The sequence below is a fragment of the Comamonas sp. A7-5 genome (genome assembly GCF_039581385.1).
Lineage (GTDB): Bacteria > Pseudomonadota > Gammaproteobacteria > Burkholderiales > Burkholderiaceae_C > Comamonas > Comamonas thiooxydans.
Map to the genome: position 1 here is coordinate 45,857 of NZ_JBCPWO010000005.1, position 26,661 is coordinate 72,517.

Annotated in this window: 24 protein-coding genes; 4 read left to right on the forward strand and 20 right to left on the reverse strand. The window is 61.6% G+C overall.

The window, feature by feature from the left end; genetic code table 11:
* The 3 genes from AAIL67_RS10530 to AAIL67_RS10540 form a co-directional block, all read right to left on the reverse strand.
* The gene (locus AAIL67_RS10530) at positions 1–753 is read right to left on the reverse strand and encodes an amino acid ABC transporter permease (protein WP_003068095.1); all 753 of its coding nucleotides are present in this window, start codon (positions 751–753) and stop codon (positions 1–3) included.
* A gap of 113 nt (positions 754–866) precedes the next feature.
* Positions 867–1,766, reverse strand: coding sequence for a transporter substrate-binding domain-containing protein (locus AAIL67_RS10535; protein ID WP_003051113.1), 900 nt, complete (start codon positions 1,764–1,766; stop codon positions 867–869).
* A 430-nt stretch (positions 1,767–2,196) separates the two neighbouring features.
* Positions 2,197–3,147, reverse strand: a complete 951-nt coding sequence (locus tag AAIL67_RS10540; RefSeq protein ID WP_063663832.1) for a LysR substrate-binding domain-containing protein — start codon at positions 3,145–3,147, stop codon at positions 2,197–2,199.
* Between the two features lie 425 nt (positions 3,148–3,572).
* Here AAIL67_RS10540 and AAIL67_RS10545 point away from each other — a divergent pair, with 425 nt between their 5' ends.
* The 3 genes from AAIL67_RS10545 to AAIL67_RS10555 all read left to right on the forward strand — a co-directional run bounded on the left by AAIL67_RS10545 (position 3,573) and on the right by AAIL67_RS10555 (position 6,637).
* Positions 3,573–4,136, forward strand: coding sequence for a TRAP transporter small permease (locus AAIL67_RS10545; RefSeq protein ID WP_343483973.1), 564 nt, complete (start codon positions 3,573–3,575; stop codon positions 4,134–4,136).
* The gene (locus AAIL67_RS10550) at positions 4,133–5,431 is read left to right on the forward strand and encodes a TRAP transporter large permease (RefSeq protein ID WP_043008640.1); all 1,299 of its coding nucleotides are present in this window, start codon (positions 4,133–4,135) and stop codon (positions 5,429–5,431) included. Before AAIL67_RS10545 ends, AAIL67_RS10550 begins: the two co-directional genes overlap by 4 nt.
* Before the next feature lie 168 nt (positions 5,432–5,599).
* Positions 5,600–6,637 (forward strand): DctP family TRAP transporter solute-binding subunit, encoded by a 1,038-nt coding sequence (locus AAIL67_RS10555; RefSeq protein WP_063663828.1) that lies wholly within the window; start codon positions 5,600–5,602, stop codon positions 6,635–6,637.
* 88 nt (positions 6,638–6,725) lie between these two features.
* Here the strand turns inward: AAIL67_RS10555 and AAIL67_RS10560 are convergent, their stop codons facing one another.
* The 10 genes from AAIL67_RS10560 to AAIL67_RS10605 all read right to left on the reverse strand — a co-directional run bounded on the left by AAIL67_RS10560 (position 6,726) and on the right by AAIL67_RS10605 (position 17,774).
* Positions 6,726–7,967 (reverse strand): PIN domain-containing protein, encoded by a 1,242-nt coding sequence (locus AAIL67_RS10560; RefSeq protein ID WP_082877372.1) that lies wholly within the window; start codon positions 7,965–7,967, stop codon positions 6,726–6,728.
* Between the two features lie 182 nt (positions 7,968–8,149).
* Positions 8,150–9,091 carry a 2-hydroxyacid dehydrogenase gene (locus AAIL67_RS10565; RefSeq protein WP_343483974.1) on the reverse strand — a complete coding sequence of 314 codons (942 nt, stop codon included), beginning with the start codon at positions 9,089–9,091 and terminating at the stop codon, positions 8,150–8,152.
* Between the two features lie 93 nt (positions 9,092–9,184).
* Positions 9,185–10,153, reverse strand: coding sequence for a PDR/VanB family oxidoreductase (locus AAIL67_RS10570; RefSeq protein WP_063663822.1), 969 nt, complete (start codon positions 10,151–10,153; stop codon positions 9,185–9,187).
* Between the two features lie 30 nt (positions 10,154–10,183).
* A complete protein-coding gene (locus AAIL67_RS10575; protein ID WP_343483976.1) occupies positions 10,184–11,263 on the reverse strand; it encodes a Rieske 2Fe-2S domain-containing protein in 1,080 nt (359 codons plus the stop codon).
* Positions 11,264–11,277: 14 nt separating this feature from the next.
* Complete coding sequence (locus AAIL67_RS10580) at positions 11,278–12,636, reverse strand: MFS transporter (RefSeq protein WP_343483977.1); 1,359 nt, start codon at positions 12,634–12,636, stop codon at positions 11,278–11,280.
* Positions 12,637–12,797: 161 nt separating this feature from the next.
* Positions 12,798–13,277 carry a MarR family transcriptional regulator gene (locus tag AAIL67_RS10585; RefSeq protein ID WP_003051093.1) on the reverse strand — a complete coding sequence of 160 codons (480 nt, stop codon included), beginning with the start codon at positions 13,275–13,277 and terminating at the stop codon, positions 12,798–12,800.
* Between the two features lie 108 nt (positions 13,278–13,385).
* On the reverse strand, positions 13,386–14,462 hold the full coding sequence (locus AAIL67_RS10590) for an aromatic ring-hydroxylating dioxygenase subunit alpha (protein ID WP_343483978.1): 1,077 nt from the start codon (positions 14,460–14,462) through the stop codon (positions 13,386–13,388).
* A gap of 77 nt (positions 14,463–14,539) precedes the next feature.
* The gene (locus tag AAIL67_RS10595; protein ID WP_343483979.1) at positions 14,540–15,304 is read right to left on the reverse strand and encodes a GntR family transcriptional regulator; all 765 of its coding nucleotides are present in this window, start codon (positions 15,302–15,304) and stop codon (positions 14,540–14,542) included.
* A gap of 182 nt (positions 15,305–15,486) precedes the next feature.
* Positions 15,487–17,316: an ABC transporter ATP-binding protein/permease gene (locus AAIL67_RS10600; protein WP_253232586.1), complete on the reverse strand. Its 1,830-nt coding sequence runs from the start codon at positions 17,314–17,316 to the stop codon at positions 15,487–15,489.
* Positions 17,274–17,774 (reverse strand): hypothetical protein, encoded by a 501-nt coding sequence (locus AAIL67_RS10605; RefSeq protein ID WP_253232587.1) that lies wholly within the window; start codon positions 17,772–17,774, stop codon positions 17,274–17,276. Before AAIL67_RS10605 ends, AAIL67_RS10600 begins: the two co-directional genes overlap by 43 nt.
* A 212-nt stretch (positions 17,775–17,986) precedes the next feature.
* On the opposite strand from AAIL67_RS10605, the gene AAIL67_RS10610 reads away from it, so the two are divergent.
* Entirely contained in the window at positions 17,987–18,454 is a 468-nt protein-coding gene (locus tag AAIL67_RS10610; RefSeq protein WP_029158370.1) for an acyl-CoA thioesterase, read from the forward strand.
* Between the two features lie 67 nt (positions 18,455–18,521).
* Here AAIL67_RS10610 and AAIL67_RS10615 read toward each other — a convergent pair whose 3' ends face one another.
* The 7 genes from AAIL67_RS10615 to AAIL67_RS10645 form a co-directional block, all read right to left on the reverse strand.
* Positions 18,522–19,166 (reverse strand): polymer-forming cytoskeletal protein, encoded by a 645-nt coding sequence (locus AAIL67_RS10615; protein WP_343483981.1) that lies wholly within the window; start codon positions 19,164–19,166, stop codon positions 18,522–18,524.
* Positions 19,167–19,406: 240 nt separating this feature from the next.
* Positions 19,407–19,919: a thioesterase family protein gene (locus AAIL67_RS10620; protein ID WP_343483982.1), complete on the reverse strand. Its 513-nt coding sequence runs from the start codon at positions 19,917–19,919 to the stop codon at positions 19,407–19,409.
* A gap of 346 nt (positions 19,920–20,265) precedes the next feature.
* Positions 20,266–21,060 carry an enoyl-CoA hydratase gene (locus AAIL67_RS10625; protein WP_003068064.1) on the reverse strand — a complete coding sequence of 265 codons (795 nt, stop codon included), beginning with the start codon at positions 21,058–21,060 and terminating at the stop codon, positions 20,266–20,268.
* A gap of 46 nt (positions 21,061–21,106) precedes the next feature.
* Positions 21,107–21,940, reverse strand: coding sequence for a thioesterase family protein (locus tag AAIL67_RS10630; RefSeq protein ID WP_034377165.1), 834 nt, complete (start codon positions 21,938–21,940; stop codon positions 21,107–21,109).
* 37 nt (positions 21,941–21,977) lie between these two features.
* Complete coding sequence (locus tag AAIL67_RS10635; RefSeq protein ID WP_343483984.1) at positions 21,978–22,943, reverse strand: alpha/beta fold hydrolase; 966 nt, start codon at positions 22,941–22,943, stop codon at positions 21,978–21,980.
* A gap of 14 nt (positions 22,944–22,957) precedes the next feature.
* On the reverse strand, positions 22,958–24,154 hold the full coding sequence (locus AAIL67_RS10640; RefSeq protein ID WP_039050044.1) for an acetyl-CoA C-acyltransferase: 1,197 nt from the start codon (positions 24,152–24,154) through the stop codon (positions 22,958–22,960).
* A gap of 22 nt (positions 24,155–24,176) precedes the next feature.
* Positions 24,177–26,600, reverse strand: a complete 2,424-nt coding sequence (locus AAIL67_RS10645) for a 3-hydroxyacyl-CoA dehydrogenase NAD-binding domain-containing protein (protein ID WP_343483985.1) — start codon at positions 26,598–26,600, stop codon at positions 24,177–24,179.
* Positions 26,601–26,661 lie beyond the last annotated feature (61 nt).

The following is a 26,661-nucleotide window of genomic DNA, read 5'->3' on the forward strand; positions in this document are numbered from 1 at the left end:
TCAGTGGCCTCCACCGCTGGCTGCAATCAGACCGGGCACGCGAGAACGCTTCTCGATGAAGGCCATGATGCGGTTGATGATGAAGGCAGAAATCACATACAGACCTGTCACAGCCATATAAATTTCGACGCCACGAGCCGTCTCTTCCTGGGCCTGCATGGCGAACATGGTCAGCTCGGCCACGGACACGGCAAACGCCACGGACGAGTTCTTGAACACGTTCATGGCCTCGCTGGTCAGCGGCGGAATGATGATGCGAAACGCCATCGGCAGCAGCACATAGCGGTAGGTCTGGAAGGTTGTGAAACCTACTGCCATGCCGGCGTAGCGCTGGCCCCGCGGCAAAGCCTGAATACCGGAGCGCACCTGCTCGGCAATACGGGCAGAGGTGAAGAAACCGATCGCAAACACCACCAGCACAAAGCCCGGCAGGGACTTCATTGCGGGGAAGATAGCCGGAACCACGTGGTACCAGATGAACACCTGGACCAGCAAGGGAATATTGCGGAACAGCTCCACCCAGGCATTGCCCAGGCGCACTATCCACGGACGATCGGGCAAGGTACGCAAGGTACCGATGACTGCGCCCAGCACCAGAGCGATGACCAGCGACAGCAATGCCACCGACACGGTCCAGCCCCAGGCCGACATCATCCAATCCAGATAGGTGATGTCACCGTTCTTGCCAAAACAACTCTGCCCGACCTCTTGGGTAATGGTGTCCTGACAGAACACCTGCCAATCCCAACTCATACGAGCACCTCTTTCATTCTTGGTTTATGAGGGCAAACGCTCACACCGGCCCTCGCAACAAAAAAGCCCCTTCTAACCGCTTGGCAGAAGGGGCGGTACACCTATAGGCGGGATTACTTGACTTCGTAAGCTTCCATGGGCTTGTCGTTGGGGTGAGCCCACGCATCCTTGGTCGCTGCCGACAGTGGCAGACCCACCTTCACGTTGTTGGGAGGAATGGGCTGCAGGAACCACTTGTCGTACAGCTTGGTCAGAGAACCATCCTTGATCTGACGCACGATGGATTCGTCCACAGCCTTCTTGAAGGCGGGATCGTCCTTGCGCATCATGCAGGCGATGGGTTCCACCGACAGCACTTCACCCACGATCTTGTAATCGTTGGGAGCCTTGGACTTGGAGATATTGGCAGCCAGGATGGAGCCGTCCATGATGAAGGCATCGGCGCGGCCGGTTTCCAGCATCAGGAAGCTGTCGGCGTGGTCCTTGCCCATGACTTCCTTGAAGGTCAGGCCGTCGGCGCGCTTGTTCTTGCGCAGGGTCTGCACGGAAGTCGTACCCGTCGTGGTCACGATGGTCTTGCCGTTCAGGTCCTTGATGCCGGTGATGCCGGAGTTGGCACGGGTGGCAATGCGCACTTCTTCCACATAGGTGGTGAAGGCAAAGGCTGCATCCTTCTGACGAGCCGTGTTGTTGGTGGTGGAGCCGCACTCGATGTCCACGGTGCCGTTCTGCACCAGAGGAATACGGTTTTGCGAGGTCACGGGCTGGTACTTCACTTCCAGCGCTGTCAGGCCCAGTTGCTTCTGGATGTCCTTGAGAATGCGCTCACCCATTTCGGTATGGAAGCCTACATATTTGCCATTGCCCAGCGTATAGCCCAGGCCGGACGATTCACGCACGCCCAGAGTGACGCTGCCGGTGGACTTGATCTTGGCCAAGGTGTCATTGGCCTGGGCAAACACGGTGCCAGTTGCCAGTGCGGTTACGGCGATGGCCAACAAATGCTTCTTCATACGGATCTCCTATTGGTAAGGACCAAAAACGCTTGCCACTCCTTAACGCATCGCCCTTTGTGAGGGTGGACAGGTTGCGTTAACAAATGTACTGCACACATTGTGCAGTCATGAAGATGGCTGAAATGCAATCATTTCTAAGACTTTTCCCGTAGGTGATTCAGGAAGGCAACCACCTACTTACCGCCTCAATCTTGTGTTGCAAAGCAGCACCTCTTTTTGTGCAAGCTGCGAACTCTAATGCTTTCGTGATTTCACAAGCCAATGCCGATGGCAAAAATCCTTATGCGCAACTTGCATATTCAGTATTAACCCGATGCATAACATTAGGGTTTTCACCAGTAAAACACCTAAAATCACGGCAAGCTGGTCACACAAGCAAAAAAAGGGCCAACTGGCCCTTTTGGAAGAAAAGCAACACTCGATCAGGTTACACAGCCTTGACCTCGCCACCCGCAATCTCGCCCTGCTCCTTGAGGAAGTTCCAGAGCGCGGCAGCTCCTCCCTGAGGGGCATCGCCCGTGGGTTTTTCCCGATAGGCCCGCACTTCCATGTCCATCTGAAAACCGGTCACACCTTCGGGCACTGCACGCACCAGTCGACCGGACTCCAGATCGCCGCGTACCGCGCTGTAGGGTAGAAAGGCCACGCCATGACCTTCCAGTGCCATGGCCTTGAGGCCTTCGGCCATATCGGTTTCATAGACGCGCTCGAGGTGCACGGCCTCGGACGCTTCCTTGAGGATCAGCTCCGTCACGCGGCCCAGGTAGGCGCCGGCGGCATAGCCCAGGTATGGCAGCGGCTGGCCCTGGCGGCCGGGCAGCGCAAAGATGGGGTTGCCGTTCTCGTCGGGCTTGGAGTAGGGAGCCAGCACCTCATGCCCCAGGCTCACCATTTCATAGCGCGATGGGTCCAGCTGGAAAGGCTGGGAAGAGTGGTAGTAGGCAATCAGCAGATCGCAGCCGCCTTCCACGAGACGCATCACCGCATCGTGCACATTGAGGGCGAACAGACGGCTGCGGAAAGGGCCGAACTTCTCATGCACGGCCGACACCCAGTTCGGGAAGAACGTGAACGCCAGCGTATGCGGCACGGCAAAGCCCACCATGCCCTTGCCCGCACTGACGTGGGCACGCAACATGGTTCGGGTGCTCTGCAAGGACTGCAGTATCTCCAGCGCCTGCTCGTACATGGTCTTGCCTGCTGGCGTCAGTCGCGTCGGATACGAGCTTCTGTCGACCAGATCCGTGCCCGCCCAGGCCTCCAGCGCCTGGATGCGGCGCGAGAACGCAGGCTGCGTAACGTGGCGCAGCTGGGCCGAGCGGCTGAAACTGCGGGTTTCAGCAAGGCTGACAAAATCTTCAAGCCATTTGGTTTCCATAGACTCTCATTATCCGCTGCCCTGCACCAAAGCTGTGCAACGGAGGTAATCCTTGTTGGCTAGTAAACGGGACAAAACACAGACTCGACGATGAGCCATGCCTTGGTCGCCAGACCCTAGGGTAATGCCTGCCGCCGGACGTAAGCCCTGCGACATAGATACCTTGATAATATTTGTTCACATCTATCCGGTGTGTCTACTCGCTCCAAGCCATCCCGGCGCACAACGCCGTGAAGGTCAAGGAACAACATAAGGACTTACGCAAACAAGAATGCAACAACGGCCTGCCTCCTGAGGCAATCGTCTTGCCTGAACCCGTTTTGCGTAAGTCGTGAACATAAGGGCATTCTCATCGAGTGCGCGCGGATCACGCCATTCAGGCGAGCTGCCCTGACTCCTGTGTGTTTTTCTGACTTTCCGCGTTCATGTCCTCCACTCCTCCCGAGACCGATGGCGCAGCCGATACCGGCGCGCGCCCGGACGAGCCTCGTTCCCTGCGCATTGAAGACTGGCTGACCGTGATCATCATGGCCGCTCTGGCCCTGATCACGTTTGCCAATGTGCTGGTGCGCTACTTCACCAACTCCTCCTTCGCCTGGACCGAGGAAATATCGGTCTTTCTGATGATCTTGCTGGCCCTGGTCGCAGGCTCTGCCGCCGTGGCGCGCAACCAGCATATCCGCATCGAGTTTTTCTCGGACAGCGGCTCCGTCCAGCGCCGCAAGGCTCTGGCCCGGTTCGGCTCTCTGATGGTGGCATTGCTGTTTGCCATCATTGCCGTGCTCAGCGTGCGCGTGGTCTGGGACGACTTCCGTTTCGAGGAGACCTCACCCGGCATCGGCCTGCCCCAATGGTGGTATTCGATCTGGCTGCCCGTGGTCTCGGCACTGATCACCGTGCGCGCCATCGGTCTTTTCATTCGCCAGGGCAAGCCCGGCGCCTTCCCTGACGAGCCCGTGGAAAAAGACCACAGCAAGGAGATCGCATGATCGCTACCTTGCTGTTTGTGGCCTTTCTGGGCCTGATGTTCATCGGCGTGCCCATAGGCGCCGCCCTCGGTCTGGCCGGGGCGGCGGCAATTGCCCTGGCCAATGCCGATACGCAGTGGTTCGGCCTGCTGGCCGTGCCGCAGAATTTCTATGCCGGGCTGGGCAAATATCCGCTGCTGGCCATTCCCATGTTCGTGCTGGTGGGCTCCATTTTCGATCGCTCGGGCGTTGCCCTGCGGCTGGTGAACTTTGCCGTGGCCATCGTGGGCCGCGGCCCCGGCATGCTGCCGCTGGTGGCGATTGCCGTGGCCATGTTCCTGGGCGGCATCTCCGGCTCCGGGCCGGCCAATGCGGCGGCCGTGGGCGGCGTGATGATTGCCGCCATGAGCCGCGCGGGCTATCCCAAGAGCTTCTCGGCCAGCGTGGTCGGAGCGGCCGCAGCGACGGACATCCTGATTCCGCCTTCGGTGGCCTTCATCATCTACTCGGTGCTGGTGCCAGGCGCTTCGGTGCCGGCCCTGTTCGCGGCCGGCATGATTCCCGGCGTGCTGGCGGGGATCGCGCTCATCATTCCCGCCGTGTGGATGTCGCGCAAGCACAAGATGGGTGCACTCGAAGCCTCCATGCCCCGCCCGCCGTTCTGGAAGAGCCTGCGCGAGGCCTCCTGGGGTCTGGCCGCTCCGGTGCTGATCCTGGGCGGCATGCGCATGGGCTGGTTCACCCCCACCGAAGCCGCCGTGGTCGCCGTCTTCTACGGACTGTTCGTGGGCATGGTGATTCACCGCACCATCGGCGTGCGCGACCTGTTCCCGATTCTGCGCGAAGCGGGCGAGCTGTCGGCCGTGATCCTGCTGGTGGTGTCGCTGGCCGGCATTTTTGCCTTCTCGCTGTCCACCCTGGGCGTGATCGATCCCGTGGCCAATGCCATCGTGAACTCCGGTCTCGGCGAATACGGCGTGCTGGGTCTGCTGATCCTGCTGCTGATCACCGTAGGCATGTTCCTGGACGGCATCTCGATCTTCCTGATCTTTGTGCCGCTGCTGCTGCCCATCATGAATCACTACCAGTGGGACCCCGTCTGGTTTGGTGTGATCCTCACGCTCAAGGTGGCACTGGGCCAGTTCACGCCGCCACTGGCCGTGAACCTGATGGTCAGCTGCCGCATCGCGGGCGTGCGCATGGAGTCCACCGTGCGCTGGGTAGGCTGGATGCTGCTGTCCATGTTCGTCGTGATGATTCTGGTCATTGCCTTCCCGCAGCTCGCTCTGTGGCTGCCCGCAAAGATGGGGTACTAGCCTCCCCTGAGCGGCTTTGCCGCATCCCCTCTCTCTTCGGGAGGGGACGACACCAGCGCGGCGGGGCGGCCCTTGCGCGGTGTCTACTGAGATGGGCCGTGCTTATTCAATGTGCAATGCATCTAACAAGCAAAGCATTTTTTCGTTTCTAAAAGGGAGACAAACCAAATGAAACTTCGTACCTTCCTCGCATCCGCCGTGGCGACAGCCGCCGCACTGGCTTTTGCATCGCCCATGGCCATGGCCCAGGCCAAGTACAAGAGCGAATACCGCATGTCTCTGGTGCTGGGCACGGCCTTCCCCTGGGGCAAGGGTGGCGAGCTGTGGGCCGACAAGGTGCGCGAACGCACCCAGGGCCGCATCAACATCAAGCTCTACCCCGGCACCTCGCTGGTGCAGGGCGACCAGACGCGCGAGTTCTCCGCACTGCGCCAGGGCGTGATCGACATGGCCGTGGGCTCGACCATCAACTGGTCGCCCCAGGTCAAGTCGCTGAACCTGTTCTCCATGCCCTTTCTCTTCCCCAACTTCAAGGCCGTGGATGCCGTGACCCAGGGCGAAGTGGGCCAGGAAATCTTCAAGACCCTGGAAAAAGGCGGTGTGGTGCCTCTGGCCTGGGGTGAGAACGGCTACCGCGAAATCTCCAACTCCAAGCACGCCATCAAGACGCCTGCCGACCTCAAGGGCATGAAGATCCGCGTCGTGGGCTCGCCCCTGTTCCTGGACACCTTCACGGCCCTGGGCGCCAACCCCACGCAGATGAGCTGGGCCGATGCCCAGCCCGCCATGGCCAGCGGCGCCGTGGACGGCCAGGAGAACCCCATCGGCGTGTACATGGCAGCCAAGCTGCAGTCCGTGGGCCAGAAGCATCTGACCATGTGGGGCTACATGAACGATCCGCTGATCTTTGTGGTGAACAAGGACATCTGGAACAGCTGGACACCGGCTGACCAGGCCATCGTCAAGCAAGCCGCGCTGGATGCCGCCAAGGAAGAAATCGCCATCGCGCGCAAGGGCCTGGTCGAAGCCGACAAGCCCCTGCTCAAGGACCTGGCCGGCCTGGGCGTGACCGTGACCACGCCTAACGCTGCCGAGCGCGAAGCCTTTGTGAAGGCCACCCGCCCCGTGTTCGACAAGTGGAAGAGCCAGATCGGCGCACCGCTGGTCGACAAGGCCGAAAAGGCCATTGCAGCCAGCCAGAAATAATCTGCACACTTCATGAAAATCCCCGCCAGAGCGATCTGTGCGGGGATTTTTCATCTCTTAATCATTCAAGAAGCCAGCACATGCTGCCTTACTGCCGGTAGGACAGCTTTGATCCAGACTCATCCAAGCGGATATCACCTCGAGTCTGAAGCAGCGTATACACCTTCTGCACCATCGGTGCCTCAAGATTTTCGCTACGGGTCATCGCCTTGATGGCGTTGAGTAGAGCCGCAGGCTTTGCTGGACGATTTTGATTTTCACGCCAAGTGGTGAGCAACCGAGATGCATACTGTGCCGCCGATGGGTTCAGCAATCCTGCAGGAACGGCAGCGCTCTGAGACTTGACCTTGGCTGATGCGGGTTTGACTGCCGTCGCTTTTACGGGTGCCGTTGAGGCCATGGGCTTGCTCACAACGCCCGCCTCTGCTGTAGACACTGCTGCGACTGTGCTCCTCTTCGGCAAGGGCTCGGAACTAGGAGAGGCCTCTGCCGTTTTTAGCACTGCACCCGCACTCGCACCAGACGCTTTTGCCGCAGAAACAGGCTCTGCAACCTTAGCCATAGACACACCAAGCCGTATTGCATCAAACCCCAGTAGCTTGGCATGCTTAATCATTGGCTCATAGCCTAGATCGTTGGCTACAACGACCAGACGCTTTCCCCTCTTGGAAGCCAAGTAGCCACAATAGAACGAGAGCTGAAAGTCCAGTGAATTTTTACCTGCCTGTACTGATGGCACCGAGGTAAAGCGCTCTCCCAGCGCTTGATAGCCTGCATCCATTTGTTTTTGATGAGGGCCATGCAAAAGCCAGACATGCGTACAGTCGGGCACCATGGCTTGCACTTCACTCCAGGCTGGCTGGACGTTTTCCCAATCGATCAAAACGTGCACGCTATCGGCACTTTCCGCTTTTGTCGCTGCGGCGTTCGCCTCACTCGCATGAACGCAGGCATCCGACATGCCGTGCAACTCAATTGCCTCCTCTTGGACAGGTGTCACAGCATTCTGAACCGATAAGGCCGCCGGATGCTTTTGCGCATTCTTGAGGAGCTTCTGACCCACGGCCTGAGGAATATCGATACCAAGCTGATCCGCAAGCTGCAACAAATAAAGCAACACATCTGCAATCTCATCGGCCGCCTTGGCTTTTTGCACAGGATCGACCTTGACACCTTGGGACTGCTGCGGCGTCATCCACTGAAAGATCTCCAGCAATTCGGCGCTTTCGACCATCAACGCCATTGCCAGGTTCTTCGGGGTATGAAACTCCTGCCAGTGACGCTCGCTGGCAAACTCCTTCAGTTGCTGCTGCAATGCGCTCAAATCCATGAATGCCCTCTCGTTGCTTCTTGCCCGCGCTTGTACCAGAAGGTAGACAAGCACGGCAAGCAGCAAGACCTCATCTACTCAAAATCACTAGCAACCCACGCAATCTGCAGATAGATTTCAGCATTAAATAAGCTCGATATTGATATCCAGAAAGCGCAAGAAGCTTTCAATTCAATAGCAAATCAGACTGGCGAGACCAAGGGCTTGCCATCCAGATGGCAGCGCATATTGGCGATGAAGCGGTCCACCGAGTTCTGCACCGCCTCGGGCGACCAGCCGCCCACATGGGGCGTCAGCACCACGGCGTCCAGATCGATGAGTTCCTGCGGCGGCAGCGGCTCGCTTTCGTAGACATCCAGCCCGGCACCGGCCAGACGACCTTCACGCACGGCGTCTGCCAGCGCTCGGGTATCGACCACCGAGCCGCGTGCGATATTCACCAGCACGCCTTTCTCGCCCAGTGCCTCGAGCACCTCGGCATTGATCAGATGGCGCGTGCCCGCGCCACCTGGCGTGGCCACCAGCAGCACATCGGCCCAGGCAGCCAGCGCCAGCAGATCGTCGAAGTACTGGTGCTCGACTCCCTCGCGGGGCTTGCGGTTGTGATAGCCAACGGACATATCGAACGCGGCCGCGCGCCTGGCGATCTTGGCGCCGATCTGGCCCAGCCCCACGATGCCCAGGCGCTTGCCCGAGACATTGGCCGGCAGCGGCAGGGCCGAGCGCCAGATGCCGGCACGCGTGGCCTTGTCCAGCTTGACGATGCCGCGCACCGCGGCGATCAGCAGACCCATGGCGTGGTCGGCCACGCAGTCATCGTTGGTCCCCACGCCGTTGCCGACGGCAATCCCGTGCGCCTTGGCATGGGCCACGTCGATGTTCTCGTAACCCGCGCCCATGGCGCAGACCAGAGAAAGCCCGGGCATGCGCTGCATCTGCGCGGCCGACAGGCCCGTCGCGCCAATCGTGCACACGCATTGCACGCGAGCACCGTGGGCGGCGATTGCGACCTCGGCCCGATCGGCCTCGGGTGCATAGATCACATCAAAGTCGGCAAAGGTCTGCTCCATCTGCTGCAGATGGGCGGGGACCTGGAGATTCAGAACTAGCAGGGCAGGCTTCATGGCGGGAACGCGGCGCTTTCATGGAAAACGCCTATTTTGAGCAGGCTGCGCCAGCCATGCCCGCGCATGGTCAAAGCCTGCCCGATCCGCTTCTCACAGATCCAGCACCAGACGGCCAGACCTGGCACGCGAGCAGCAAGGCAGGAACTGGTCGTTGGCCGCCTGCTCGTCTTCGGTCAGATACATATCGCGGTGATCGGGCTGACCCGAGATGACGCGTGTCAGGCAAGTACCGCAGACGCCCTGCTCGCACGAGGTCTGGACGCAGACGCCAATGGACTCCAGCGCCTGCACCACGGTCTGCGCCGGCGTGACGCGCACTACCTGCCCGCTGCTGGCGACTTCCACCTCGAAGCTCTCGTCGTCGACGCGGTGTTCCACTTCGGCGGCAAAGAACTCGTAGTGCAGCTGCTCGGCAGGCCAGCCCGCCTCTCGCGCCGCATCGAGCACGGCGTCCATGAAGCCCTTGGGTCCGCACACATACAGATGCTGACCCTGCTCTCTTTGCTGTAGCAATTCGCTCAAACCCAGCGACGACTTTCCATTCACGTCATCCACATGGATCTGCGCCTTGTCAGCCCATTGCGCAGTCTCGATGGTCTGGGCAAACGCCATGCGCTCGCGCGAGCGGCCGCAGTAGTGCAAGGCAAAGTCCGCGCCGTCACGCGCCAGCTTGCGCGCCATTGACAGAATCGGCGTGATGCCTATGCCGCCTGCCAGCAGCAAATGCTTGCGGGCCGGCGCATGCAGCTCGAAATGGTTGCGCGGCAGGCTGATGGTGATCTGCTGGCCGGCCTGCAGCTGTTCGTGCACGGCCGCCGAGCCACCGCGCGAAGCGGGCTCGCGCAGCACGGCAATCACATAGCGGTCCGGCTCTGCGGGATCGTTGCTCAGCGAGTACTGGCGCACCAGCCCTCCGGGCAGGTGCACATCGATGTGCGCACCCGCACTGAACGGCGCCAGGCTGCTGCCTTCCAGAGCCCGCAACTCCAGGCTGCAGATACCGGCTGCCTGCTCCTGCTTGTGCGCAATGCGCACCTCGAACGTGGTTTCACTCTTCATCTCGGGTACTTCTCTTTTCCTTCTGCGTCGCTAGGCCACCGCCTGCGCTGCTTGCGCACCGGCCTGGCGCAGCCTCTCGATCACGCGCCGCGCACGATTGGGACCCACATCCACATGGATATCCACCACGGCGCGTGAACCAAAGCGTTGCTGGTTACGGAACTGGGCTTCGATGACCACCTTGTCTTCTTCGAAAGTGGCCGCCGTCTGATCGATCACCAGCTGTGTCGTGTCCTGCATCTGTGGATGCGGATTGGTCGCAATCGTCCAGAAGTAATGCGCGCTGGTCTCCGTCTCCGGCGTCACGCCGTGAAAGCCGCGCATATGGAATCCTTCGCGCGCCGGGTTGTCCAGTCTGTCCTGGCCGGCATCCATGGCACCGGTCCAGATACGCACATGCGAGGGGTGGAATTCCACTTCCTGCCAGCGGTCGATGCGGCCCTGAAAAGGCCAGGCCTGCGCATAGGTGGGCGGAGGATCGGAGTCCGGCATCCAGCGCACGACCTTCACGCTGTCCCCGTCCTGGCTGACCTTGAGATCCGCGTTCATATGCACGCGAGCGTTGCCGCCGATGGTCTTGAGATGCACATAGCCCAGATGGCTCAGGTCCAACAGGTTGTCGTGAATCAGCTGATACGGTGCGTCGTAGTGGTAGACGCCGCCGCCAAAACGATATTGCGGGTCGCTGTGCACGGCATAGGCCGGCGGCTCCGTGCCCGGCACGGAATCCGGCGTCGCTCCCATCCAGATCCAGAGAATCTGGTCGCGCTCGCGCAGATCGAAGGACTTCACGCAGGCCTTGGCCGGAATCCGTTCCTGGCCCGGTATTTCGAGGCACTGCCCCTCATGGCTGAAGAGCAGGCCATGGTAGCCGCAGCGCAGACCCGCAGCTTCCACCGTGCCGCAGGACAGCGGCAGCTCGCGGTGGCAGCAGCGATCCTCCAGCGCCGCGGCCCGGCCATCTTCCGTGCGGAACAGGACCACCGGCTGGCCCAGCAAGGTACGCGCCACCGGCTGGTCCTTCAGCTCCCAGGCAAAGCCCGCTACATACCATTGATCCAGCGGAAAGACCGGCAGGGCCGCGCTCATGGGTTGAGAAATCTGGTTCATCGAAGTCTCCCTGGTCAATGAGCGGCAGCCACTGTCTCGGATGCAGCGCGCCTGTCCGCAGCCTGCGGGCCTGCAATGCGATGCATGGACACGATGACAGCAGCCAGGACAAACGCCATGCCATAACCCAGGTACAGCTGATCGGGCGACCAGGCCGCATCCAGCAGGCCACCGGCCACCAGCGGCGACACAATCGCCCCAATGCGACCGATGCCTATGCCCCAGCCCACACCGGTGGCGCGCACATCGCTGCCGTAGACCACCGGCGCAATCGCATAGAGGCCAGCCACGCAGGCATTCACAAACACGCCGATCAAAAAGGCCAGCGTGTATGACATCCACAGCGCACCGGAGCTACCCACCAGAAAGCACAGCAGCACTGCCGTCACCAGCATGAAGACCGCCAGCGCACGGTGAATCGCGAAACGCGCCGCCAGCAGGCCCAGCAAGGTCGCGCCCAGAATGCCGCCCAGGCTCAGCAGCACGCCCGTGGTCACGCCCTGCTCGGGCGTCAGCCCCGAGGCCGCCAGCAGCTTGGGAGTCCAGCTCATCACGAAATAGAAACCGAACATCACCGAGAAGAAGGACAGCCAGACCAGCAAGGTGGGGCGCAGCAGCTTGGGAGACAGCAGCTGCAAAGGGCCCATGCGCTTGCCTTCACCGCTGCCTGCCGCCACGGCCTGAGGCAGGGAGCGCAGTGCGGGCAGACCCATCTTGCGGATCAGTCCATTGAGACGCTGCAGCGCATTGGCCGGTCGCTTGACCAGCAGAAAGTCCAGGGACTCGGGCAAGGCAAACCAGGCCAGAACCAGCACCGCCAGCGTGGAGCAACCGCCGAACAGGAAGACGGAACGCCAGCCATGGTGCGCGAGCAGCCAGACCGCGATACTGCCTCCAATGGTCGCGCCCAGCGCATAGCCGGTCGATTGCAGCGTGACCGCCAGACTGCGCCAGCGCAGCGAGGCATATTCGCTGGCAATCACATTGCTGCACGCCAGAATGCCGCCCACGCCCAGGCCCGTGATCACCCGCAGCACCGCAAGCTGCGTCGGCGTCTGGCTCCAGGCCGAAGCCAGCATGCCCAGACCGGACACGGCAAGGCACAGCAGGATCAGGGGGCGGCGCCCCAGCTTGTCGGCCATGGGCGCCAGCAGCAGCGAACCTGCGGCCATGCCGAAGAGGCCGGCACTGAGCAAAAAGCCCAGCTCCGAGCCGCTGAGCTTCCAGTGCCCGGACACCGCCGAAGCCGTGAAGGCCATCACCAGCACGTCAAAACCATCGATCATGTTCAGGGCCATGCATACCGCGATGACCGACCATTGGAAGGTCGTCATGGGCCGCTGGTCCAGATGCGCGCGCAAATCCTGTTCCATCGTTGTCTCCTTGTTTTTTATCATTCATTCAGCATACTGAATCACATTCAGTTTACTGAATGAACTCTTGATCCAGCACAAGTGGATTCCCTAGTCGTGCCGGTTCATCGCCGGCGCTGGCCGGCGTGATTCTGGTGAAGCCGCCGAGCCAGAACGGGCTGTTAGCCGTTGATCACCGCTTGCTCGCCGGCTTCAGTGCTGTCGTGCAACTGCACGAACTTGCGCAGCAGACGCTTGAACTCCGCCTGCTCCTCGGGCTCCAGCGCGGAAAGCATGCGCTGCTGCAGCTCGTAGACATTGGGCACAAAGGCGGCCAGCATGGCTTCGCCTTCCGTGGTCAGACTCAAGCGGCGTTGACGCCTTGGCAGCAGCTCGCGATGAATCCAGCCCTTGCTTTCCAGGCGCGCAGCGATATCGGCCGTAGTCGAGTTGTCCAGCGCGACAAGACGCGCCAGCGTCACCTGGTCGATGCCGGGAGACTCTTGCAGCATGCGCAGGATGGCGTACTGAACCGGCGTCACATCGGGGCCCAGCACTTCTCGAAACAGCAGCGCAGCAATCTGCTGTGCTCGTCGAATCAGGTGACCTGGCTGGTCGTAGAGATCCAGGGAAAGCGGGTTGGGTGTGGTGGGCGATTCCATGCAGCAGCGTAGCAAGGGCAGCGCTGCCTATGGACAGCGCTGACTCCGATTCGGGGAGCTGCAAGATTACTCCATCTACAGACATGATCTGCCCCTGCCTGCTGCCGCTCAAGCCAGCGCCGCAACACCCGACTCGTTTTTCTCCTCGTCGATCAGGCGCTCGATGATCTTGCGCGACTGCACGCCGCCGGCATCGATATTGAGCTTGAGCAGCTGACGCTGCGGATAGTCCTCGAGGTTGCGCTGCTGCAGCTCCAGCATCTCCAGGTCTTCGCTGAAGATCTTGTGCTGGCCCTGCTTGATGGCTGCCGTCACCGATGCATCGCCGGGGTTGAACTTGCGCGCCATGCCCCAGAAGTACCACATGCTGCCATCGGTCTCGGGCGTGATGAAGTCCACCACCATGCTGTAGACCTTGTGCTCGTCCGCAGCGTCATAGCCGCCCTTGCCGGCATGCGCCACACCGACCTCGATCAGCACATGGCTGGGAGGAGTGAAGCGGCAGACCTGCCAGCGGTCCACAGGCACGTCATCGGCCAGACCATTGCTGCGCAATGCCATCTTCCAGAACGGAGGTGCCTCGATGTTCTCCATGAAGCGGCTGGTGACCACCTCGCTGTCGCCCATGACCTCGGTCTTGCAGGGCGTCTCGTCGATCTCGGCCTGACCGATGCTGCTGGCATGCACATAGGTCTCATGGGTCAGGTCCATGAGGTTGTCGATCATCAGTCGATAGTCGGCCTTGATGTGGAACAGCCCGCCGTCATAAGCCCACTCGGGGTTGTCATGCCATTGCAGATCCGGGATCAGCGCTGCATCGGCTGCATCCTTGTCACCCGGCCAGACCCAGACAAAGCCGTAGCGCTCTTCCACCGGATAGCTCTTGATGGCAGGAAAGCCGCGCACACGCTGACCGGGCATGGCAACCGTCTTGCCGTCGCAGCCCATCTCCAGCCCGTGATAGCCGCAGACCAGCTTGCCTTCGCAGACGCGGCCCAGCGACAGCGGTGCGCCGCGATGCGGGCAGAAGTCCTCGACGGCGGCCATCTTGCCTTCCAGGGCGCGGTAGAAAACCATGCGCTCACCACAGATCTGGCGCCCCAGCGGCTTGTCCGTGACTTCGGCCGCCGTGGCAGCAACATACCAGGTGTTGCGAGGATAGGTGGGCTGTGCTTGCTTGCTCATCGTGGGTGTCTCCTTGTCTTTATCGGTCGGGGTCGGGGTCAGGGTCGGGCACCGCCTGCTGCGCTACGGGCCGGCCATTAGCGGCTGGCGCGAATCAGTTGCGCACCGGGAACGCGCGTGGTCTCGGGCGAGCGCATGGCTTCGCGCAGGTTGCGCCGCGCAATGCGCGAGTGCTCTTTCATCAGCGCCTCGGCACGCGCGCCTTCGCGGTGCTCGATCGCGTCTATCACTTCGCGGTGCTGCTCCTGCGCGAGGATCAGGCTGCGAAGCGCGCGCGGAGACTCGGAGTCGGCCACCACAAAGCCCGAGGGGGAGGCAAACGGCAGGCGCTTGACCCGCTCCAGCTCGCGCTGCATGAAACTGCTGCCCGACATCTCCAGCAGGATGTCGTGAAATTCGGAGTTCAGGGCCACATAGGCGGAAAACGCTTCGTCGCCCCAGTTCTGGGCATCCAGCACACGGTCGATGGCATCGAGACAGCGCGTGGCCCTCGCCAGCAGGGCTTCATCCACCCCGCGCTCGGCCGCCATGCGCGCCGCCAGGCCTTCCAGCGTGCCGCGCAGCTCGATGGCGTCCGAGACATCGGCTTCGGACAGCACGCGCACCTTGTAGCCGCGCCCGCCGGACGTGGCCTCCAGCATGCCCTCCTGCTCAAGCCGCATCAGCGCTGCGCGTATGGGAGTGCGGGAGATGCCCAGACGCTCGGCCAGCACCAGCTCGGAGATGCGCTCTCCGGCCGCCATCTCGCCGGCAAGAATCATTTCGCGCAGCTGCAGCTGCGCCTTCACGACCTGGGAATGGTTTTCTTCCGCTGCAGCAGCGGGGGCAATGGAGGGTGACATGTCTCGCGGGTTTTTAGTTCTTGATAGATGGATGAAATGTATACATAAAAATCAAATGACAGCGATTTAATCGCCAATTAAAGGGTAAACACCTATCAATATGTATACATACAAGCAATGCAGGCGAGAAAAAAGCCACCCGAAGGTGGCCTGTGAAAAGTCCGGCGAGAAGATGGCCGCACTCAGGCGGGAATCTCCACTGACTCCTGCTGATTGAGCTGCATATTCCACATGCTGGAGTAGCGCCCGCCGGCGGCCAGCAGCTCTTCGTGCGTGCCGCGCTCGATGATGCGGCCGCTGTCCATGACCAGGATTTCATGCGCTTCGACCACGGTGGACAGGCGGTGGGCAATGACCAGTGATGTCTTGCCTTGCGCCGCGCTGCGCAGCTCGTTCTGGATGGCGCGCTCGTTGGCGCTGTCCAGTGCCGAAGTCGCTTCGTCGAAGATCAGGATCGGCGGGTTCTTGAGCAGGGTGCGCGCGATGGCCACGCGCTGCTTTTCACCGCCAGAGAGCTTGAGGCCGCGCTCGCCCACACGCGTGGCATAGCCCTGGGGCGTGCGCTCGATGAAGTCATGGATGCGTGCAGCCTTGGCCGCTGCAACCACCTGCTCTTGCGTGGCGCCCGGTTGCCCATAGGCAATGTTGTAGGCCACCGTGTCGTTGAACAGCACCGTGTCCTGCGGAACGATGCCCACGCAGTGCCGCACGCTGCTCTGGGTCACCGTGCGGATGTCCTGTCCGGCAATGCGCACATGACCGTCCTGCACGTCATAGAAGCGAAACAGCAGGCGCGCCAGCGTGCTCTTGCCCGAACCCGAGGGACCGACCACGGCCACGGTCTTGCCTGCAGGAATGATGAAGCTCACATCGTGCAGGATGGGTCGCGCGCTATCGTAGGCAAACTGCACGTTCTCAAATCGCACTTCGGGCGGGGGATTGTCGATATGCAAGGGCTGGGCGCCAGGCGCATCGGACACTTCGCGCTCCTTGTCCATGAGCGTGAACATGCGGTTCAGGTCGGTCAGGCTCTGCTTGATCTCGCGGTAGATGACGCCCAGGAAATTCAGCGGAATGTAGAGCTGAATCATGAAGGCATTGATCATGACCAGATCGCCCAGCGTCAGCCTGCCGTCGACCACTCCCTGCGTGGCCCGCCAGAGAATGGCCACCAGTGCGGCACCGATGATGAGCTGCTGGCCACAGTTGAGCATGGACAGCGTGGTCTGGCTCTTGAGCCGCACGCGGCGCAGGTTTTCGAGGTTCTCGTCATAGCGCGCGGACTCGAACTGCTCATTGTTGAAGTACTTGACGGTCTCGTAATTGAGCAGGGAATCGATGGCCTTGGTATGGGCCGCCGACTCCTGCGCATTGGCCTCTTTTCTGAAACGGGTGCGCCACTCTGTCACGGTGACCGTGAAGCCGATATAGAACACCAGCGCTGCCAGCGTGATGACGGCAAACCAGATGTCGAAACGCACGGCCAGAATGCCCAGCACCAGCGCCATTTCAATCAGCGTGGGCAGGATGGAGTAGAGCGAATACGAGATCAGCGACTCGGTGCTGCGTACGCCGCGCTCGATGTCCCGCGTCATGCCTCCGGTCTGGCGCTCCAGATGAAAACGCAGGCTCAGTGCATGCAGATGCTCGAAGGTCGACAGCGCAATCGAGCGCGATGCCCCTTGCGTGGCCTTGGAAAAGACCAGATCGCGCAGCTCGGTGAACATGGTGGAGGAAAAGCGCAGCAGTCCGTAAGCCGCCAGCAGACCCACGGGGACCACCAGCACGGCCTGGGCCTGGCCGGGCTTGATATCCAGCGCATCGACCAGATGCTTGAGCAAGATGGGCACGCCCACATTGGCCAGCTTGGCGCAGATCATGAACGCCAGCGCCGCCAGCGCATGCCATTTGTAGCGCCAGATATAGGGAAAGAGGCGACGCAGCGTGGCGCCGTCTGACTGGTTTGCCGCTATTGCGGCTTCTTCTGGGGTTGCAGGTAACTGTGAACGCATTGTGGGGCTGTGTCGCCCTGCAGGCAGTCGGAGCCGCGGTAGAGGGCGTCTATTTCTATGACGGGAATCTGGGTACCCACGAATTCTGCCTGTCCCGTCACTTTTGCGCTCACCCAGACCAGGGTGAAGGGCTGCAGCAACTGTCTGTCATACGGGCCTGCACCGCAGGCCTTGAAGAAGCTTGGCTCGTGCGGCCAGGACAGAAAACCCTGTTCACTGAACTCGGCATACAGCAGGACCATGCAATCGCGCTGCTCGCCGACCGCCTCTATGCTGCGCAGTCCGCCAGCCCAGCAGACACGTGCATTCAACGCACCGGCCTGCAAGGCCTGACCGGGCGTCATCGCGGTGAAAGGTCCGGCCAGCGCAGCCGCGCCGGTCAAGGGTTCCGGATGACAAGAGGGCTGCACGGCCTGTACAAGCGGCTTGGAAGGCTTGAGCGGCGTTGCAGATGTCACATCATCTCTGCCCAATATTGGGGCTTTTACCGAATGGCTGCTGCAGGCCGCAAGCACGACACTCAGGCATCCACAGATCCACCACAAACACCGTCCCATAGTTACCCCCTACTTACTTGCCCGAACCGTCGTTAGTGGCTTTTTCTCGTCAACATGGTAGAAACCCGATGTTGAGGGACAATTCAATCTTTCCATTCGTGTCACAGATTTCCATGCCCCCCCGTTCGCCCGACCTTCCCAGTGTTGCCCTGCCCGCCGACAAGGAACTGGTTCTCAAAGTCGTGCCCATGCCTGCCGATGTCAATGCCAATGGCGACATCTTCGGTGGCTGGGTCATGGCGCAGGTGGACCTGGCCGGCTCGGTGCTGCCGCAGCGCATCAGCCACACCCGCATGGTGACCGTGGCCGTCAACGAATTCATCTTCAAGCAGCCTGTGCGCGTGGGCGACATTCTGTCCTTTTATGCCGGCGTGCAGCATGTGGGTCGCACCTCGGTCGCCGTGGATGTGGAAGTCTTTGCCGAGCGCTTTTCCGACCAGGGCAAATATGTGAAGGTGACCGAGGCCCGCCTGACCTATGTGGCCATTGATGCCACCGGCAAGCCCCAGTCTCTGCCTGATACCGAGCAGACACGCGCCTGGCGCGAAAAAATCCAGGCTCAGGCGGCCGCCAAGAGCTGATCCACACGTCGAGCATGAAAAAAGCGACCTCTAGAGGTCGCTTTTTTCATGGGCTGTGCGCAGAGATTCAGGCGACTGCAGCGCTACCCGTCGTTTCAGTGCTGCTGGCTGCAGCCGTCGCCGTGCTGCTGCCGGCACTGCTCTTGCTCCAGGCCGAAGCGGAGGTGCTGCCAGCACTGCTGTTGCGGGAGCTGGTTCCCGCTTCGATCTGTCCCGTCAGCTCGCCGCCCTCTTCGATCACCACCTTGCCATAGCGGATCGTGCCGCTGACCTTGCCGGAGCCATAGATCACCAGCTTTTCGCGCACCGTGAGAGTGCCGTCGAACTTGCCGTGGATTTCTGCAATATCGATCTCGGCCGTGCCATGAAACGCCCCCTGTTCGGCAATCTTGATGACACGGGAGTTCATGGTCGCTTCAACCGTTCCTTCCACTACCAAGGTGTCGCAGTCTGTGATTTCCACGCCCTTGAGCTTGATGTTCGGGCCGACGGTCAGCTTGCTGCCGCCGTTTTCCTCCACAACAGGCGCGGTGGGAGCGGCAGTCGACGCCGTACGCATGGTGCTGGATGGTGCCGCGCCAAGACCCGCGTTGCTCAGAGAGCTGGCGCCAGATGTCGCAGCAGTATTCGCTGTCGAAAGCCCGGTGACGGAACTGCGTGAAGGAAAGTTATCGTTATCGCGTTTGCCGAAGAACGGGTTTTGCACAGCCATGGCAGGAATCTCCTAGTCAGAAAGTGCCATCCTATGCAGCATAAGTAGCAACATTTACCGTCATCTCGCAATAACGGTAAGCAAAGCTTTCATAAGTTTCAGTTACTTGCATGCATTGCCTGATCTCACACAATGAAAGATTTGGCAGCATCCGGGCAAGCGTTCACTTGCCCGTCTTTGAGCACGTTTTGCTGCCCGTCCATATTTCGCTGGCGCTTTATGCTCTCGTTTCAGAGATCGTCAAGAGACGATATAGGCCGCTGTGCCGGTAGAGAGCAACTCGCCATCCACCGACAGAAACTCCATCTGGGTATTCGCCACCCGCGAGCCCAGGCGCAGCACTCTGGCAGTGAGCAGAAATTCCTTGCCGATGCCGGGGCGCATGTAGTCCACACGCAGATCGATTGTGCCCAGCCGGGAAAAACGATGCAGTCTTTGTGCGGGCGTATCGTCCATATGCTTGGCCGCAATGGCCGCCATCACAGCCAGCCCGCCCATGGAGTCCAGGCCGGCGCTGATCACGCCGCCATGAATGCGCTGGTAGGCCGAATGCCCGATCAGATCAGGTCGCATGGCGATATGCCCCTGCACCAGCGTGGGCGTGATCTCGCAGATCTTCAGACCGATAGTCTGGTTGAAGGCCACGCGCGTTTCAAAGATCTCTCGCAAGCCGGAGATGAACTCAGGCTCGAACTGCACGGACTCGGCAATTTCCTGTGCTGAATTACGGGACGGTACGGACCTGGATGTCATAGGCAACCCTGAAAAGAGGTCAAAGAAAAATCGCCCCGACGAGGGGCGATTCTCAGATCGGCACTGGTACAAGCTGGCGAAGCTGGTCCGGATTCGACACATGCCGAAATCCGGATGGCGCTTTGGGTAACACCGCCCCCCCATCGCTGCGCTCGTCTTGCTGCCGCAATGTCTGACTTCAGCACTGGCTGAAGTCAGGGTGGCGTTTTTGGCGAAATCGCCACCCATCGCTGCGCTCATCTTGCTGCCGCAATGTCTGACTTCAGCACTGGCTGAAGTCAGGGTGGCGTTTTTGGCGAAATCGCCACCCATCGCTTCGCTCATCTTGCTGCTGCAATGTCTGACTTCAGCACTGGCTGAAGTCAGGGTGGCGTTTTTCCATGAAGGCCGTCAGTGCCTCCTTGGCCGCGGGCTCGCGCAGCATGCGGGCGAAGACCGCGCCTTCTTCCACGATACGCTCGCCCACTGCCTTGGCCTGGCCGCCCTTCATCAGGCGCTTGGTCTCGATCAGCGAGGACAGGGGCTTGCGCGCCAGCTTCCTGGCCTGGGCCTGTGCCACGGCATTGCATTCACTGGGCGGCACCACGCGGTTGATCAGGCCCACCTCCAGCGCGGCTTCTGCCATGAATGGCTCGCCCAGCAGCAGGGCTTCGGCGGCGCGGTGATAACCCAGCATCTGGGGCAAAAGCAGGCTGGATGCCGCTTCGGGGCATACGCCCAAGTTGATGAAGGGCAGCGAGAATGCGGCGTTATCGCCGGCATAGACCAGATCGCAGTGCAGCAGCAGCGTGGTGCCAATACCCACTGCCGGACCACAGACGGCAGCAATCAGAGGCTTGGGGAAGGCCGAGACTTCCTGCAGAAAACGCCACACGGGCGCATCGGCCCCCATTGCACCGGGAGTTGAGGCCTGCTTCAGGAAGTCCGCAATATCGTTGCCCGCGCTGAAGATGGCGATGTCGCCCTGAAACACCACCACGCGCACGCCTGCGTCGACCTTGGCGGCCGCCAGTGCATCCGCCATCTGGGTGTACATGGCCTCGGTGAAGGAGTTCTTCTTCGCCGCACGGTTGAAGGTGATGGTGCACACGCCCTCTTCGGTGTGCACCAGGATGTCCTGGCTATCCTGGGTATTGCTCATGGTCTTGCCTTGTGAATGATGTGAACAGCTCGCTGGTTTCGGCGCGCTATTCCTTGTAGTAAACAATCTGGTGGCTGGTCGCCAGCATCTGACCGGACTGGCTCCACAACTGAGCCGTCTGGTCAAAAAAGCCGTTGCGGAACTCCTGCCCTCGCGCCTGCGCCAGCAGCAATCCGTCACCTGCTTCAGCCAGCTCCTCGCGTCCGGCATGGAAGTAGACAGTGATGGACACCGTACCCGCCGGCACGCGCTTGGCGCGGCGCAGCCACGCCCGCGGAAAGAACACATCGGAGACCGCAGCCAGCGACGCGAAATCCAGCGGACGCGGCGGATTGTCTCTCACCCAGAGCCGCGTCAGACTGTCGCGCTCGGCACCGTCCTCCTCACGCGGCAGGATGCCGTCCACAAATCGCATCTCATAGCGGGTCAGCCACTCGGAGGCCTTGAACAGCGGCGGCACGCGCTCCACCTCCGCAGCAGCCCGGACCTCGGGCATGGGCATATCGCTGACGCTCCAGGTCTGGCGACGCACCGCCGTCACGGCCGTGGCCGTGGTCACGATCTGCGGCTGGCCTTCGGCATCGGGCTGGGTGATGGTCAGCAGCCAGTGCTGGGTGGAGCGGTTGGTACGCACCGGCCTGGCCTCGATCTCGAAAGCGCCCGGCCCCACGGCTGCCGCATAGTTGACGGTGATGGACAGCGGATCGCCCAGGCACTGAGGGTGTTGCTGGATGGCCTGCACCAGGCTGGCCGCCGTGATGCCGCCATAAGGGCCGACCATATTCCAGTAATCGGGCGAAGCCGTTCCCTGGTACTGATTGGGCACGCCCGTAGCGCTCAGCGCCACGGCACGATCAAAGGGGTGGAGGTCTGTGCTCATGATTGGCAGTGTTGCCCAAGGGCGGGAATGAAAGCCGTCAAACAGGTGACTCAAGCGGCCCGAACAAGGGTTTGCCTGGGCCACGGTCACCGTCGCGCCAGCTCTGCAGCAAGGGCAACAGGGGCTGCCACAGTAGCTCACGCATCTCTTCCTTGAAATACCCCAGATGGCCTATGCGTCCGGACGGAGCCAGGCCCGGATCGACACGCTCCAGCGTGCTGGGCGCACTTTTGTACCAGTCCAGCAAAGATTGCACGCTGGCCAGCGACAACATTTCGTCGTCCTCGAAATACAGCGCATGCAAGGGATAGTGGGCTGCCGCATAAGCCTCGGCCGCCCAGCGGCCTTCCGCGCCCATGGCGTACAGAGGATTCAGGCACCAGCGACGCCATTGCCAGATCACGCCTGCCGGCAGATCGCCCACAATGCCCAGCTTGCGCCCCGGAAACGCGCCGTACAACGCAGTGACCAGCGGAGCGACGCCCCACCAGAACAGCCTGACCATGCGCCTGGTTGGCGCAGCGTTATCGCGCCAGTAACCGCTGCCGCTGCCCACAGACAGCAAGCCGTTGATGGGCAGGGGAATGGAGGCCAGGCCCGGCAATTGCGAGCCCACGCTATGACCGATCCAGATCAGCGGCTGCTGCGGAAACTGCTGCTTGAGCTGCGCTGCCACCAGCTCGCAGTCCTTGGCCCAGTCCAGTAGGTCGGCCCTGGCGTCACGCAGCGGCACTTGCAGCGACAGGCCATGGCCACGATAGTCGAAGGTGGTGACGCCATAGCCCTGCTCCGCCAGCCAGCGGGCAAAGGCCTGGTAATAGCTTTGCTGCACGCCCATGGCGCCAGCCACCACCACCTGCGCCAGCGGCGCTGCCACCCTGGGCTGACACTGGCGCAGCACCAGATGGGCCGAACCCACGGAGATGGGCAAGGCCATCTCCGTCCATTGCACGGCAGCTTGCACCGGAACTTGCACGGAGGCTTGCGACTGGGCGGTCTGCATGGCGGCTGCGGCGCTCAGACGCGCTCGAAGATGCCAGCCGCGCCCTGACCCATGCCCACGCACATGGTCACCATGCCGTACTTGAGCTGCTTGCGTTGCAGCGCATGGACCACGGTGGCGGCACGGATGGCACCGGTCGCACCCAGGGGATGGCCCAGCGCAATCGCACCGCCCATGGGGTTGACCTTGCTCTGGTCCAGCCCCAGGGTGTTGATGACAGCCAGGGACTGGGCTGCAAAGGCCTCGTTGAGCTCGTACCAGTCGATATCGTCCTGCTTGAGACCCGCATAGCGCAGCGCGGCGGGAATGGCCTCGATGGGGCCAATGCCCATGATGGCGGGCGGCACCCCCTTGCTGGCATAGCTGACGAAGCGCGCCAGCGGCGTCAGGCCAAAGCGCTTGACGGCATCGCCGCTGGCAAGGATCAGCGCGCCCGCACCGTCGCTGGTTTGCGAGCTATTTCCCGCCGTGACCGTGCCGCGCGCCGCAAACACGGTGCGCAGCTTGGCCAGACCTTCGAGGCTGGTATCGGGGCGCGGGCCTTCATCCAGACTCACGGTGCGCGTGCTGGCCACGGTCTCGCCGGTGGCGATGTTCAGCGTGCGGTCGGTGACTTCGATCGGCGTGATCTCGGCAGCGAAATCGCCGGCCTGCTGCGCGGCAATCGCGCGGCGGTGCGATTCGAGTGCAAACGCATCCTGCGCCTCGCGCGAGACCTTCCACTGCTGGGCCACCTTCTCCGCCGTCAGGCCCATGCCGTAGGCAATGCCCACATCGCCATCGCGCTCGAAGATGCTGGGCGAGAGGCTGGGCGCATTGCCCATCATGGGCACCATGCTCATGCTCTCCACGCCGGCAGCAACCATCACATCGGCTTCACCGACGCGGATACGGTCCGCCGCCATGGCCACGGCCGACAGGCCGGAGGCGCAGAAACGGTTGACGGTGATGCCGCCGATGCTGGTGGGCAGTCCCGCCAGCACGGCACCGATACGCGCCACGTTCAGGCCCTGCTGGGCTTCGGGAATCGCGCAGCCGCAGACGATGTCCTCGATCGCCTTGGGGTCCAGGCCAGGCACCTGGGCCAGCGCCGCCTTGAGCGTGGTGGCCAGCAGATCGTCGGGACGGTAGTTGCGAAAAAAACCCTTGTGCGAGCGACCGATGGGTGTGCGCGTGGCAGCAACGATATAGGCGTCTTGTACTTGCTTCATTTTTGTTTCTCCTCGCTTCGCCTTAGTTGCGTACCGGTTTGCCAGTGTTGAGCATTCCGAGAATGCGTTCATGGGTCTTGGGGTGGGCAATCAGATGACAGAAGGCCTTGCGCTCCAGTTGCATCAGATAGGCCTCATCCACCAGCGTGCCGGCATCGACATCGCCGCCGCAGACCACATTGGCGATCAGGCCCGCAATATGCTGGTCGAACTCGCTGATGAAGCCGCCGTCGCGCATATTGACCAGCGAGCCCTTGATCGTGGCCTGGCCGCTGCGGCCCGCCACGGGGAAGCTGCGCTTGTGCGGCGCACGCCAGCCGCTGGCTGCCATGGCCTTGGCCTCGTTGATGGCGACAAACAGCACCTCGTCCTTGTGGGCCACGACGATGTCGCTGTCCAGCAGATAGCCGAGCTTGCGCGACTCCAGCGCGCTGGTGCCCACCTTGGCCATGGCGGCAGCCGTGAAGCCTTCGGTCAGGAAGGGCAGCAAATCCTTGCCGGTGCTGGTGGCTGCATTTTCGGCAGCGCGGCGCGCGATATAAGTCAAGCCACCGGCACCGGGCACCAGGCCCACGCCGACTTCCACCAGACCGATATAGCTTTCCATATGGGCCACGCGGCGCGCCGAATACACCGCCATCTCGCAGCCGCCCCCCAGCGCCAGCCCGTGAATGGCAGACACCACGGGCACCTGTGCATAACGCAGGCGCAGCATCAGGTTCTGCAGCTCCTGCTCGATGCTCTCGATGGCGTCGGCACCACCGATCACAAAGGCAGGCATGGTGGCCTCCAGGTCGGCGCCCACGCTGAAGGGCGCATCGCCGGACCAGATGACCATGGCGTCAAAGTCGCTCTCAGCCGTATCCACCGCCTCCATCAGGCCTTCCATGACTTCGGGGCTGATGGCATGCATCTTGTTCTTGATGCTGGCAATCAAGACCCGCTTACCGGAGGAGCTTTCATCCTCGTCCAGCGTCCAGGTACGCAGAGCCCTGGTTTCGGCAATCGTCGTGCCAGCCGTCTGCCAGTCGGGCAGATCGGTTTCTCCGAGCAGTTTCTCAGGGAACAGCTGACGCTCGTACACGGGCAGCACACGGCGCGGCACGAATTGGTTCTTCGCGGGGCTCCACGAGCCATTGCCCGTGTGTACTCCGCCGGCCTCAGCCACCGGACCTTCGAAAACCCATTGAGGCAGCGGCGCCTTGCACAGCGCCTTGCCGGCGTCGATGTCCTCTTGCACCATCTTGGCCACCTCCAGCCAGCCGGCTTCCTGCCACAGCTCGAACGGGCCCTGCTTCATGCCGAAGCCCCAGCGCATGGCCTGGTCTACATCGCGTGCGCAATCGGCAATGGATTGCAGGTGCACGGCGGCGTAGTGGAAGCTGTTGCGCAAAATGGCCCAGAGGAACTGGCCCTCCTTCCCCTCGGCATTGCGCAGCAGCTTGAGGCGCTCTGCAGCGGGCTTCTTGAGCATGCGGCCGTAGACCTCGTCGGCCTTGCCGCCTGCGGGAATGTAGTCCTCGCTGTCGAGCTCGAACTGGAAGATGTCACGGCCGACCTTTTTGTAGAAGCCCTTCTTGGTCTTCTGGCCCAGGTTGCCCAGCTCGATCAGCTTGGCCAGCACGGGCGGCGTGCCGAAGCTGCCGTAGAAGGGGTCGGTCTCCAGGCTCAGATTGTCCTGCAGGGTCTTGACGACATGGGCCATGGTGTCCAGGCCCACCACGTCGGCAGTGCGGAAGGTGCCCGAGGAGGCTCGGCCCAGCTTCTTGCCCGTGAGGTCGTCCACCACGTCAAAGGACAGACCGAAGTTCTCGACCTCCTTCATCGTGGACAGCATGCCGGCGATGCCGATACGGTTGGCGATGAAGTTGGGCGTGTCATGCGCGCGCACCACACCCTTGCCCAGCGTGCTGGTGACAAAGGCTTCGAGCTGATCCAGCACCTCGGCCTGCGTGGTGGGCGTGTTGATCAGCTCCACCAGCTGCATATAGCGCGGCGGGTTGAAGAAGTGGATGCCGCAAAAGCGCGGCTTGATGGCGTCGGGCAAGGCCTCGGACAGCTTGGTGATCGACAGGCCCGAAGTGTTGGACGCCAGCAGCGCGTGCTTGGCGACGAAGGGAGCGATCTTGTGATACAGATCCAGCTTCCAGTCCATGCGCTCGGCAATGGCCTCGATCACCAGATCGCAGCCCTTGAGCAGCTTCATATGCTCTTCGTAGTTGGCCGCCTGGATCAGCTCCACATCATCGGCCACACCGATAGGCGAAGGCTTGAGCTTCTTCAGATTGGCAATGGCACGCTCTGCAATGCCGCTCTTGGGGCCTTCCTTGGCCGGCAGGTCAAACAAAATGACCGGCACCTTGACGTTGACCAGATGGGCGGCGATCTGCGCACCCATCACGCCCGCGCCCAGCACGGCGACTTTTTTCACATTGAATCGGGACATGAGCAATGTTCCATTAAGGGCCAGCGGCCTTGCCACGGACAAAGCATGGGACTGAGGCGCT